Below are 12,599 nucleotides of genomic sequence, written 5' to 3' on the forward strand. Positions count from 1 at the left end.
CATGCTCTACCACCTGCACGAGATGAACCGCGCCCTGCTCAACCCCTGGGTCGCCTGGTCGGGGGCACTGTCGCAGGCGCTGTCGGCGCCCGACAACTGGGTCGCGCGCATGCCGGGCATGGAGCGGCTCAGCGCGGGTTACGAGCTGTTCTACCGCCTCGGCAAGGATTACGAAAAGCCCGCGTTCGGCATCGACCGCGTGGAGGCGCATGGGCGCGAGGTCGCGGTCAACGAGCAATGCGAGCTGCCGACCCCGTTCTGCCGCCTGCTCCGCTTCAAGCGCTACAGCGATGACCCGATGACGCTCACGCAGTTGCGCCGCGACCCGCGCGTGCTGGTGGTGGCGCCGCTGTCGGGACACCACTCGACCCTGCTGCGCGACACCGTGCACACGCTGCTGCGCGACCATGACGTCTACGTCACCGACTGGATCGACGCGCGCATGGTGCCGATCGCCCACGGCACCTTCAGCCTCGACGACTACGTCGCGCTGATGCGTCGCTTCATCACCCACCTCGGTGCGGACAGCCTGCACGTGATGTCGGTGTGCCAGCCCACCGTGCCCGTGCTCGCGGCGGTGTCGCTGATGGCTGCGGCCGAGCAGACCACGCCGCGCTCGTTGATCCTCATGGGCGGTCCGATCGACCCGCGCGAGACGCCGACCCAGGTCAACGATCTCGCCACGCGCAAGCGCTTTTCGTGGTTCGAGACCAATGTCATCTTTGCGGTTCCGCCCAACTATCCCGGCAGTGGCCGGCATGTCTATCCGGGCTTCCTGCAGCATGCCGGCTTCGTGGCGATGAACCCGAGCCGCCACTTCGAGGCGCACTGGGACTTCTACCAGAACCTCATCCGCGGCGATCTCGAGGACGCGGCGGCGCACCGACGCTTCTACGATGAATACAACGCCGTGCTCGACATGCCGGCGCGCTTCTACCTCGACACGATCCGTACGGTGTTCCAGGAGTTTGCGCTGCCGCGCGGCCAGTGGCATGTCGAAGGCGAGCGCGTCGCGCCGGAAGCGATCAAACGCACCGCGCTGCTCACGATCGAAGGCGAACTCGACGACATTTCGGGTATCGGCCAGACCCGCGCCGCGCACGCGCTGTGCAAGGGCGTGCCCGACAAGCGCCGCCAGCATCTGGAGATCAAGGGCGCCGGCCATTACGGCATCTTCAGCGGGCGGCGCTGGCGCGAGGTCGTCTACCCCGACGTGCGCCGCTTCATCGCCCGCTTCGACAGGCGCTGACGCCAGCGCGGCTCCAGCCTGCTAGGCTGGGCGATCTCGCCGTCATGGAGTCGCCATGTCCTGCCGCCTGCCCGTCGCCGCCCTCGCCTGTGCGATCGCCTGTGGCCTTGCCCACGCAGCGCCGGCGCCGCGCCTGACCACCCAACAGGTGCTCGACGCCGCCACGCCCGCCGACTGGCGCCGGCCCGATCCGCAGCACACCTTGTACCTGGATCTCGATGCCGGGCGCGTCGTGATCGAACTGGCGCCGCAGTTCGCGCCGCTGCATGCCGCCAACATCAAGACCCTCGTGCGCGCACACTACTTCGATGGCCTGGCGATCCTGCGCGTGCAGGACAACTTCGTCACCCAGTGGGGCGACCCCGAGGCCGAGCATGCCGAGCGCGCACGCAGCTTCGGCGCGGCGCAACGCACGCTGGCAGCCGAATTCGAGCGCAGCATCGACCGGTCGCTGCCATTCACGCCCCTGCCCGATGGCGACGTCTACGCGCGCGAAGTCGGCTTCAGCGACGGTTTTCCGGCCGCGCGCGACCGCCGCATCGGCAAGACCTGGCTCGCGCACTGCTACGGCATGGTCGGCGCCGGTCGCGACAACGCGGCCGACAGCGGACCTGGCGCCGAGCTGTATGTCGTGATCGGCCAGGAGCCGCGCCAGCTCGATCGCAACATCGCCCTCGTCGGGCGCGTGCTGCAGGGCATGGAACTGCTTGCGGCGCTGCCGCGCGGCAGTGGCCCGCTCGGCTTCTACGAGCGCCCCGAGCAGCGCGTGCCGATCCGCCGCGTGCGCGTGGCTGCCGATCTGCCCGACACCGAGCGCACGCCGCTCGAAGTGCTGCGCACCGACACCCCGCGCTTTGCCGCCTTCGTCGAATCACGCCGCAACCGCAGCGATGCCTGGTACCTGCAGACGGCCGGCAAGATCGGCCTGTGCAACATCGCCGTGCCGGTGCGCAGCGCGGCGCCGACCACGCCCTGAAGGCGCCTGGCGCCGACGGCGCGGCGCCGTCATGCGGCTCGCGCGAGCCGCATGCTTCAGGTGGGTCGGCAGTGGAGGCTGCCTACAGCGTGCGCGCGGCGAAGGTGTCGCAGGCGCCGAGCTGGCCCGCGGCGAAACCGGCCTTGAACCAGCGCACACGTTCGGCCGAGGAGCCATGCGTGAATGAATCGGGCACCACGTAACCGCGCGCCTGCTTCTGCAGCGTATCGTCGCCGATCTGGTTGGCGGCGTTGAGGGCGGCGTCGATGTCGCCCGGTTCGAGCCAGTTGAGCTGCTGCTGGGCGTGGTTGGCCCACACACCGGCGAAACAATCGGCCTGCAGTTCCTGCCGCACCGACAGCCCCTCGGCGCCCTGCATCGGCGTGCCGCCGCGCGCCGCCTGCTCCACCTTGGCCATCACGCCGATGAGATTCTGCACATGGTGGCCGACCTCGTGCGCGATCACGTAGGCGCGGGCAAAGTCGCCGGCGGCATGGAAGCGCGTCTGCATCTCGCGGAAGAAGTCGAGGTCGAGATAGACCTGCTGGTCGCCGGGGCAATAGAACGGCCCCATCGCCGCCGACGCGGCGCCGCAGGCCGACTGCACGGCACCGTTGAACAACACGAGGCGCGGCGCCGCATAGCGCTGGCCGCTGGCCTGGAACATCTGGCCCCACACATCCTCGGTGCTGCCGAGCACCTTGCGCACGAACAGGCTCTGCTCGTCGTTGGCGGGCGCAGTGACCTGCTGCTGGCCCGGCGCGCCGCCATCACCGCCCATGTCGCCCAGCAGTTGCAGGATCTGTCCCGGGTCCTTGCCGAACAACAGGCCCACGATCACGACGACGATGATGCCGCCCAGGCCCAGGCCGCGGCCGCCGAAACCACCGCCACCGCCGCCGCGGCCCGTGTCCTGCACCACGTTGTCGCTGGCGCGACCCTTTTGCCACAGCATTGCGCGATCCTCGTTCGCGACCCCAGCGGTCGGACACGCGCACGCTAGCGCGCCAATCCACCCCACCGCAAGCGCAGGCGCGCGCCGCATCACTGCGTTTGAACAATGTTCACGCGCGCTGCCGGCACACCGCTGCTGGCCACGCGGACGGCCCGGCGCGTGGCGGCCCACCGCGACTTGCTATGCTGCGCCCATGAACGTCTCTGCTGCCGCGCTGCGCATGGCGCAACGCTTCCGCGGTTTCCTGCCCGTGATCGTCGACGTCGAAACCGGTGGTTTCGACAGCGAGCGTCACGCGCTGCTGGAAATCGCCGCCGTCACCGTGCACATGGACGAGGACGGCTGGCTGCACCCCGACCCCGTGGTGTCCACCCATGTCGAGCCGTTCGCCGGCAGTGAACTCGACCCGCGTTCGCTCGAGGTCAACGGCATCGACCCGACCCATCCGCTGCGCGGCGCGGTACCCGAGAAGGCCGCGCTCGACCTCATCTTCAAGGCCGTGCGCGGTGCCGTGCGCGCCGCCGGCTGCCAGCGCGCGATCCTCGTCGGCCACAACGCGGCCTTCGACCTCGGCTTCCTCAACGCCGCGATCCGCCGCACCGACCACAAGCGCAGCCCGTTCCATCCGTTCAGTTGCTTCGACACGGTCACGCTGGCGGGCCTGGCCTATGGCCAGACCGTGCTGAGCCGCGCAGTGGAAGCCGCTGGCGGCCAGTGGGACGCACGCGAGGCGCACGCCGCCGTGTACGACACCGAACGCACCGCCGAGCTGTTCTGCACGATCGTCAACCGCTGGAAGGAATTGTCCGATCTCGATGCACCACCGGGTTCGCGCTGAGCGCGTGGGCGGCGACCGGGCTGCACGCGCCGATCGCACGCTCGACCTTGCGGCGGCGTCGCGCCACAATGCGGGCTGTCCCTGATCGAACGAGTCCAGCCATGTCCTGCACGCTCCATCGCGCCGCCTTCGCCGGTACCTGTCTCGCCAGCCTGCTCGCGTTCGCGACTGCCATGGCGGCCACGCCGGCGACCGGCAAGGTCGCCGACCAGCCCGCCAAGGCACCGGCAACGCTGAAGTTCGACAAGGCCGGCGCGAGCGCAACGGCCAAGGGCAAGTTCAAGGGCCCCAAGGATGTTGTCCACGACTACGCCGTACCGATGCAGGCCGGCCAGACGCTGGAAGTGAAGCTCAGCGACAAGCCCGGCACCGCCTTCAGCTACATCTATCGCCCCGGCGCGCCGCAGGTGGAAGGCGAAGGCCGCAAGCAGTGGACGATCCAGCCCACGGTCGACGGCACCTACGTGGTGCATGTGTTCCTCACCAAGTCGGCCGCCGACAAGGGCGAGTCGGCCAGCTACGAGCTCTCGGTCACGCGCAAGTAGGCGCGCGGCGCGTACTTGCGCGTGGGCGCCGCAATCACCATGTCGCCGCCATGAGCATCCACGAATACTTTCCGGCCGAAGGCCGTGGCTGCGCGCTGTGCTGCTATGGCTTCGAACGCCTGCACCAGGCCGGCGAGGCGCCGCTCACGCACTGCCCGGCCTGCGGCGCGGCGCTGCGTCGCGCACTCGGGACACCGGCGATCATCGAGGGCGGCGGCCACCGCTTGCGCGAATCGCATCTCGCGCGGCACGGCTACACGCAGTACCGCCGCCTCGAGCGCGGCCGTTACGAGAAGACCGCCGGCGACGGCCCCGACACCATCGGCGGCGACTGAGCTGCGGCGCAGCGGCCGCTGGGCGCGCTGCGCCCTACCCGCCGCTGCCGCGCTGGCGCAGCGTTTCGAACAGCACGATGCCAGTCGACACCGACACATTGAGGCTCTCGATGTCGCCGCGCATCGGGATGCGGACGAGGAAGTCGCAGGCCTCGCGCGTGAGCCGGCGCATGCCTTCGCCTTCGCCACCGAGCACGAGCGCGAGCGGTCCCTTGAGATCGACCTCGTAGAGCGATCGTTCGGATTCGCCGGCCAGGCCGACCAGCCACACGCCGCCTTCCTTGAGTGTCTTGAGCGTGCGCGCCAGGTTGGTCGCCATCACGATCGGCACGCGGTCGGCGGCGCCGGCCGATGCACGGCGCACGGTCGGCGTCACGCCGACCGCTCGATCCTTCGGCACCAGCACCGCCGTGACGCCCGCGGCTTCGGCGCTGCGCAGGCAGGCACCGAAGTTGTGCGGGTCAGTCACCCCGTCGAGCACGAGCAGCAGCGCCGTCGCGCCGGCCTGCTCGACGAGGGCCGGCAGATCGCCCTCGGCGCGCGGTGGCGGTGCCCGGTAACGGGCCACCACGCCCTGGTGACGCGCACCGCCGGTCATGCGGTCGAGCGCGGCGCGATCGCGCGCGTGCGGTTTGACGCCGAGTTCGCGCGCGCGCTCGCCGAGCGCCTTCACGCGCGCATTGTGCGTGCCATTCTCGATGTAGAGCTCGACGAGATTGGCGACATCGTGGTCGAGGGCGGCTTCCACGGCATGGATGCCGATCAGCAGGTCATGGCTCATGCGCGGCTCGCAGCGAGTTCAGGCCGCGCAGTGTAGCGCCCATGCCGTGCGCGTGGCCGGCGACAGGCGCCGGCTCAGCGCCCCGACACCATGCGGAAGTCGATCTTGCGATCCTCCAGACTGGCGCGCAGCACCTGCACCCGCACCGCATCGCCGAGCCGGAACTTGAGGCCGCGTCGCTCGCCCGTGAGCAGGCGGCGCGTTGCATCGAAGTGGTAGTAGTCGATCGGCAATTGGGTGATGTGGACGAGGCCGCTGATGCGGGATTCGACCAGTTCGACGAACACGCCGAATGAGGTCACGCCCGAGACGATGCCGTCGAAGGTGCTGCCGACGTGCTTCTCCAGCCACGCACACTTGTAGCGTTCGTCGACGTCGCGCTCGGCCTCGTCGGCGCGGCGCTCGTTGTGCGAGCAATGCACGCACTGGCTCGCCATCTGGGTCGGGCTGTACTCGTAGGCGGCCGGCTTGCCACCGCCGAGCGCGTAGCGGATCGCCCGATGCACGAGCAGGTCCGGATAGCGGCGGATCGGCGAGGTGAAATGGGTGTAGGTGGCCAGGCCCAGGCCGAAGTGGCCGGGGTCGTCGGGCTGGTATACGGCCAGGCTCTGCGCGCGCAGCAGCACCGACTGGATCAGCGCCGCATCGGGGCGCTTGTGCACCTTGCGCATGAGTGCGGAAAAATCACCGGGTGTGACCTTGTCGTGCGCAGGCGGGCTCAGCTTGAATTCGCGCAGGAAGCCGAGCAGGTCCTCGTACTTGGACGCCGGCGGTGGTGCATGCACGCGATACGGCGCGGGAATGCGTTTCTTCTGCAGCAGCTTGGCCGCCTCGACGTTGGCGGCGATCATGCACTCCTCGATGAGCTTGTGCGCATCGTTGCGTTCGTGGGCGGCAAGCTGCACGACCTCGCCATTGGCACCCAGGCGGAACTCGACTTCGCTGGACTCGAACTCGATCGCACCGCGCCGCTGACGGGCCTTGGCCAGCAGCTTGTACAGCGCATGCAGATGCCGCAGTTGCGGCAGCACGTCGGCATACTCGGACTGCGCGTCGCGATCCTTGAGACCGATTGCCTGCCACACGCGGGTGTAGGTCAGGCGCCCGTGCGATCGCATCAGCGCCGGGTAGAACTTCGAACGCACCACCTCGCCGGCAAGGTCGACCTGCATGTCGCACACCATGCACAGGCGCTCGACCGCCGGGTTCAGCGAGCAGATGCCGTTGGAGAGCGTTTCGGGCAGCATCGGCACCACGAAGCCCGGGAAATACACCGACGTCGCGCGGTTGTAGGCTTCGGCATCCAGTGGCGTGGCGGGCCGCACGTAGTGCGACACGTCGGCGATCGCCACCACGAGGCGATAGCCCTTGTCGTTCGGCTCGGCATACACCGCGTCATCGAAGTCGCGCGCGTCCTCGCCATCGATCGTCACCAGCGGCAGTCCGCGCAGGTCGACGCGGCCGACCTTCTCGGCAGCCGTCACCTCGGGCTCGACGCGGGCGGCGTCGCGCAGCGCGGCGGCCGGCCATTCATGTGGCAGGTCGTGGCTGGCGATCGCCATTTCCACCACCAGCGAAGGGGTGAGCCGTTCGCCGAGCACGGCCAGGATGCGGCCGAGCGGTCCGCGCTGCGCGGTCGGCGGCTCGGTGATCTCGGCGACCACGATCTGGCCGGCACGCGCGCCGCGCTCCTTGCCCGGCGCGATCAACACGTCCTGATGCAGGCGCCGATCGTCAGGCGTGACGAGCATGAGTCCGTCCTGCTCGATCACGCGCCCGACCAGACGCGACGAGCGCCGCTCGAGCACCTCGACGATCACGCCCTGTTCGCGGCCACGGCGGTCGACGCGCACCACGCTGGCCAAGGCACGGTCGCCGTGCAGCACCTTGCGCATCTCGTAGGGCGACAGGTACAGGTCCTCGCCGCCGGCATCGGGCCGCAGGAAACCGTAGCCCTCGGCGTTGGCGATCACGCTGCCGGGAATCAGGTTGAGCTGACGCGCGACGGCATAACCGCCGCGCCGGTTCTGGATCAACTGGCCATCGCGCAGCATTGCGTTGAGGCGCTTGGTCAGCGCATCGAGATCCGCCGCCGCCGACAGCTCGAGCGCGCGCGACAGCGCCTCGATCGTGAGCGGGCCCTGCTGCGTCTCGAGCAGCGCGAGGATCGCCTCGCGACTCGGGATCGGTTGCGCATAGCGCTGCGCCTCGCGCTCGGCATAGGGATCGGCCACGCGCGGTGCGCCCTTGCGTGGGCGCGGCATGGCGGGCGCCGGCTGCGGCATGAAGGCCGGTACGCGCTGGCGGCTCGCCTTGGCGGACTTGCCGGCGCCGGGCTTGCCCGCAGGCACCGGTCGCGGCGTATCAGCCGTGCCGCCGCTGCGCTTGCCGGGACCGCGTCGCTGGGCGCGCTTCTGCGGCGGACGGCCGCCTGGGCTGGATCGTTTCAAGACATGTCCTCAAGTCAGCAAGGCGCCGCGGAATTGCGCGCCACAGGGGTCGGGGTGCGGGGCGCAAGCCGCTGCGTCCGCAGGCCGGGTTGCGCGCCGGGTCAGGCGCATGCTCTGGCGGCAACGCGATGGCGGCCGCCTTCAGCGCATTTCGGGCAGCGGCTCGTCGAGATCGAGTTCGCCATCGCGGACGGCGGCCATGGTGTCGAACACCGGCGCCTCGACATGGAACGTGGCCAGGTCGATGCGGCTGTCGGCGCCGGCCAAGGTCACGCTCACCTTGCCGGTCGTCAGCGGGGCGTCCGGGCTCAGCGCCTGGCCGCTGCCGCGTGCCCGCACCAGCCAGGCATGACCGTTGCTTTCGCTGTAGACGCGGCCGATGCCGTCGCTGTCGATGCACAAGGCGGTGTTTTCGTCGACACCGATGCCGATCGGTCGCTCGACCAGGCCGTCGTGTTCGGCGCGGGCGAGGAAGGTCACGAGCCGACCGAGTCGATCACGCGCACCGAAGTGGCTGTCGGTCACCACGCGCGACAGGAACGGCAGGTGCAGGAAATCGTCGTCGAGCGTCACCGCATCGCCGAGCGGGTTGGTCAGCGCGCGCAGCGAATCGATGCTGCCGCCATCGAGCGCGCCGTAGCTGGCGCTGCCGAGGATCGCCAGTCCGGCGCTGGTGCCGCCAAGCGGCTTGCCTTCGCGCACGTGGCGGTCGAGTGCCGCGTTGAGCGGCGTGCCCTTCCAGTAGCGGATATAGCGTGCCTGATCGCCGCCGGCGATGAAGATGCCATCGGCGCGCGCCACGGCCGCCAGCATGAACGGGTCGCTGGCCGCCTCGCGCCGCTCGAACACGAAGGTCTCAACCGACGCCACCGCATCGAGGCGGTCGTAGAACTCGTGCTGCAGGTCGTCGCTGCCCGATGCGCGCAGCACGACGACATGGCCGTGACCGGCGCGCTCGGCGAACCAGCGGAAGGCGTCTTCGACATAGTCGCCGCCGCCCATCAGCATGAGTCCGAAGCCAGGTGCCTGCGGCGTGGCGGCCTGCAGGTCACCGGCGGCATAGTAGCGATAGCCGCGCGTGGCACCGGCAACGGCCGCCGGCACCTGCGCGCCGACCTGTGCCGGTGGCGGTTCGGCCGGGGCTTGCGGGTCCGGCCCCAACGCCTGTCCGTGCGCCGCTGCCGCCCAACCCAGGCACGCCAGGGCCAGCAGGCGATGGCAAGGGCGGATCGGATGGCGGCTCATGGGCTGTGGGTGGTTCCGTTGGCGAGGGTGCGGGGACGTCCGCGACATGCCGCGGTGATGCGGCATTCTGACCCGAAAGGCCAGTGGCGGCAACCATTGCGGCATGCCAAGATGGAGTGGAATTTTCTTTCCGCGCAGCGCCACCGGAGCGGTGCGCGGGGCATCAGACACTCGGGCTACGGGCCCATCTTTCGGCATTGGGGAGGCAACATGCGCAGGACCACACTCGCCGCCGCGATTGCGTGCGGCATCTTCACCTGCATCACGGCGGCTGGCAATGCGCGCGCGCAGGATCAGGGCACGACCGGCAGCGAGGACAATCCCACCGGCAGCGCGCTGGAAACGATCGTCGTCACCGGCTCGCGCATTCCGCGCGCGCAGGTCGAGGGCCCGGCGCCGATCACGGTGATGACTGCCGCCGACATCAAGAACAGCGGTCTCATGAGCGTGCCCGACGTGCTGCGCGCAATGACGCAGAACGGCGGCGAGACGCAGAGCCAGCAATCGTCCAGCGGTGCGGATTTCTCACCCGGCGCGCAGCAGGTCGACCTGCGCGGGCTGGGTCCCAATCACACGCTGGTGCTGGTCAACGGCCGCCGCATCGCCGACTTCCCGCTGCCGTTCAAGGGGCGCAGCAATTTCACCGACATCTCCAACATCCCGATCGGCCTGATCGACCGCGTCGAAATCCTCACCGGCAGCGCCTCGGCAGTATACGGCTCCGACGCCATCGCCGGCGTGGTCAACTTCATCCTCAAGGACAGCGCCGACGGCACCACGGTGAACCTGCGCTATGGCGGCACCTCGCGCGGGGGCGGCGAGTCGGCCAAGCTCGACATCTCGACCGGTTTCACCCACGGCGACTTCAATCTCATGTTCGGCGCCGAGCTGATCGACCAGAAGCCGCTGTGGGCCTACGACCGCAAGATCCAGGACTCCACCGCCGATGGCCCCACCGCGCGTTCGCAGACGGCGCGCCGCGTGTTCCTGCGCACCGACTGGTACGACGACTACATCGACCCGGGCGCGGCAACCTGTGCCTCGCTGGCCTATCTCAACTTCGGCAGCACCGGCTACTTCAACCGGCGCAACTACGGTGATTTCTGCGGCAGCCAGACCTCGATCGGCTACGGCACGATCCTCAGCGGCCGCAAGGGCATCAACACCTATACGACGATGAACATGCCGCTCGGCGACGACCTCAAGTGGTTCGCCGACGTGCAGCTCGGCTACAGCAAGGTCAAGCTGTTCCGTGACGTCGAGAAGTGGAGCTACATGGCGCCCGACGGCAACGAGGAAGGGTATTTCTACAATCAGGCGACCGACCAGGTCGAATACTGGGGCCGCCAGTTCACCCCCGAGGAGATGGGCGGCCTCAACAAGGGCTTCATCGAAAACACGCAGAAGACCTTCGGCTTCACCACCGGCTTCAAGGGCACCTTGCTGCAGAACTGGGACTGGGAGGCCTCACTCAACCACTCGCAGTACCACGCGACCATCAGCTGGCCGCAGATCGTTGCGGCGGCAGCCAACAACCTGTTCCTCGGGCCGCAACTGGGCATCGATGACGACAGCGGCTATCCGATCTTCAACGCCGATCCCTCGCGCCTGTACACGCCGCTCACGCGCGCCGAGTACGACTCGATCTTCGCGCGCACCGTCTACCACCCCAAGTCGCAGAGCGACACGCTCGCCTTCAGCTTCTCCAACATCGACCTGTTCCAGCTGCCCGGCGGCGGCGCCGGCTTCGCCGGTGTGGTGGAGTACGGCTTCCAGTCCTACAACCTGCGCCCCGACCCGCTCGCCACCGAGTACTACTACTACTCGTGGAAGGATTCGGATGGCCACGGCAGCCGCAACCGCTGGGCCGCGGCCGGCGAATTGCGCATGCCGCTGCTCGAGCGCCTGAGCCTGAGCGTGGCTGGCCGCTACGACCGCTACAACTTCGCCGGCAACAGCGTCGGCAAACTCACCTGGAGCTCGGGCCTGGAATGGCGCCCGATCGACAGCCTGCTGGCACGCGCCTCCTACGGCACCGCGTTCCGCGCCCCCGACCTGCACTACGTGTTCGCCGGCATCGGCAACGACGAAACCTCGGGTAACGACTACTACCGCTGCCGCACCGACGAACCCGGCGTCGACATCACCGACTGCACCTGGTCCGACCAGGGACTGATCCGTACCCGCGAGGGCAACCGCAAGCTCAAGCCCGAGACCAGTACGTCATGGACGGCCGGTCTCGTCTGGTCGCCGTGGTCCGATCTGGACGTGTCACTGGACTATTTCAACATCGACATGCGCAACCAGGTGCAGGACCTCAGCACCGACCGCCTGCTCCAGCTCGAAGCCAACTGCCGCATCGGCAGCGACGTCAACGGCAATCCGGTCGACCGCAATTCGCCCAGCTGCGTCGATGCGATCGGGCGCGTGACGCGCCTGCCCAGCGGCCGTCTGTACGGGGTCTTCGTCAACCCGATCAACGTCGCCCGCGAGAAGACCAACGGCGTCGACCTCAGCGCGCACTACAAGCTCGAGACGCGCGTGGGCGACTTCCACTTCAACGGCAACTACACCTGGACTCGCCGCCACAGCTTCCAGCAGTACACGGGCGACGCGGTGCTCGACGAGTTCGCGGTCAATTCAGGCTTCGACATCCCGCGCAACAAGGCCAGTGCGACCGTGACCTGGAAGCTCGACCCGTGGACGGTATCGCTGCACGGCGAGCGCTTGGGTCGTCTGCCAAACTCCGATTCCTACGACCAGATCGTCGACCTGTCGGCGGGCGAAAAGGCCTGGATCGGTGCCACCTACCGCTACAACCTGTCGGGCCAATACCGCTTCAACGACCACATGCAGTTGTCGCTGTCGATCGACAACCTGTTCGACAAGATGCCGCCCAAGGATCCGACCTACACCGCGTATCCGTATTACGACATCTCCTGGTTCGACTCGGTCGGCCGCAGCTACTACCTGCAATTCACCTGGAAGTTCGGCGGTTCGCCGCTGTCGAACTGAGGCATGCGCGCTGGCCGCCCCCGCGTTGACATGCGCGGGCGCGGCCAGTAAGGTTCGCGCCCCGGTCGGCAGCGACCGGGCACCTGCCCAGGTGGCGGAATTGGTAGACGCACTAGTTTCAGGTACTAGCGGGTAAAACCGTGGAGGTTCGAGTCCTCTCCTGGGCACCAACAACAAGTCTCCGGACGTCCAAGGACGTCCACGAGAACC

The 12,599-nt window shown here is 68.6% G+C and carries 10 protein-coding genes and 1 tRNA gene; 7 read left to right on the plus strand and 4 right to left on the minus strand.

What is annotated here, in order from left to right; translation table 11 throughout:
- The first annotated feature begins 1 nt into the window (after window position 1).
- Window positions 2–1,249: a polyhydroxyalkanoate depolymerase gene (gene phaZ / locus KF903_RS03345; protein WP_291210954.1), complete on the plus strand. Its 1,248-nt coding sequence runs from the start codon at window positions 2–4 to the stop codon at window positions 1,247–1,249.
- A gap of 55 nt (window positions 1,250–1,304) precedes the next feature.
- On the plus strand, window positions 1,305–2,225 hold the full coding sequence (locus KF903_RS03350; RefSeq protein WP_291210957.1) for a peptidylprolyl isomerase: 921 nt from the start codon (window positions 1,305–1,307) through the stop codon (window positions 2,223–2,225).
- Window positions 2,226–2,307: 82 nt separating this feature from the next.
- Here the strand turns inward: KF903_RS03350 and KF903_RS03355 are convergent, their stop codons facing one another.
- Entirely contained in the window at window positions 2,308–3,180 is an 873-nt protein-coding gene (locus tag KF903_RS03355; protein ID WP_291210959.1) for a neutral zinc metallopeptidase, read from the minus strand.
- 193 nt (window positions 3,181–3,373) lie between these two features.
- On the opposite strand from KF903_RS03355, the gene rnt reads away from it, so the two are divergent.
- The 3 genes from rnt to KF903_RS03370 all read left to right on the plus strand — a co-directional run bounded on the left by rnt (window position 3,374) and on the right by KF903_RS03370 (window position 4,898).
- Entirely contained in the window at window positions 3,374–4,018 is a 645-nt protein-coding gene (gene rnt, locus KF903_RS03360) for a ribonuclease T (protein WP_291210961.1), read from the plus strand.
- 101 nt (window positions 4,019–4,119) lie between these two features.
- Complete coding sequence (locus KF903_RS03365; protein WP_291210964.1) at window positions 4,120–4,563, plus strand: hypothetical protein; 444 nt, start codon at window positions 4,120–4,122, stop codon at window positions 4,561–4,563.
- 50 nt (window positions 4,564–4,613) lie between these two features.
- The gene (locus KF903_RS03370; protein WP_291210967.1) at window positions 4,614–4,898 is read left to right on the plus strand and encodes a hypothetical protein; all 285 of its coding nucleotides are present in this window, start codon (window positions 4,614–4,616) and stop codon (window positions 4,896–4,898) included.
- Between the two features lie 34 nt (window positions 4,899–4,932).
- On the opposite strand, the gene rlmB is transcribed toward KF903_RS03370, so the two are convergent.
- The 3 genes from rlmB to KF903_RS03385 form a co-directional block, all read right to left on the minus strand.
- Window positions 4,933–5,679: a 23S rRNA (guanosine(2251)-2'-O)-methyltransferase RlmB gene (gene rlmB / locus KF903_RS03375; RefSeq protein ID WP_291210969.1), complete on the minus strand. Its 747-nt coding sequence runs from the start codon at window positions 5,677–5,679 to the stop codon at window positions 4,933–4,935.
- A 74-nt stretch (window positions 5,680–5,753) separates the two neighbouring features.
- Entirely contained in the window at window positions 5,754–7,964 is a 2,211-nt protein-coding gene (gene rnr / locus KF903_RS03380; RefSeq protein WP_291211175.1) for a ribonuclease R, read from the minus strand.
- A 306-nt stretch (window positions 7,965–8,270) separates the two neighbouring features.
- On the minus strand, window positions 8,271–9,374 hold the full coding sequence (locus tag KF903_RS03385) for a cyanophycinase (protein ID WP_291210972.1): 1,104 nt from the start codon (window positions 9,372–9,374) through the stop codon (window positions 8,271–8,273).
- Between the two features lie 210 nt (window positions 9,375–9,584).
- Here KF903_RS03385 and KF903_RS03390 point away from each other — a divergent pair, with 210 nt between their 5' ends.
- Both KF903_RS03390 and KF903_RS03395 read left to right on the plus strand, forming a co-directional pair.
- Entirely contained in the window at window positions 9,585–12,389 is a 2,805-nt protein-coding gene (locus KF903_RS03390; protein ID WP_291210975.1) for a TonB-dependent receptor, read from the plus strand.
- Window positions 12,390–12,474: 85 nt separating this feature from the next.
- A tRNA-Leu gene (locus KF903_RS03395) sits at window positions 12,475–12,559 on the plus strand.
- The last annotated feature ends 40 nt before the right edge of the window (window positions 12,560–12,599 follow it).

Source organism: Dokdonella sp. (genome assembly GCF_019634845.1).
Classification (GTDB): domain Bacteria; phylum Pseudomonadota; class Gammaproteobacteria; order Xanthomonadales; family Rhodanobacteraceae; genus Dokdonella_A.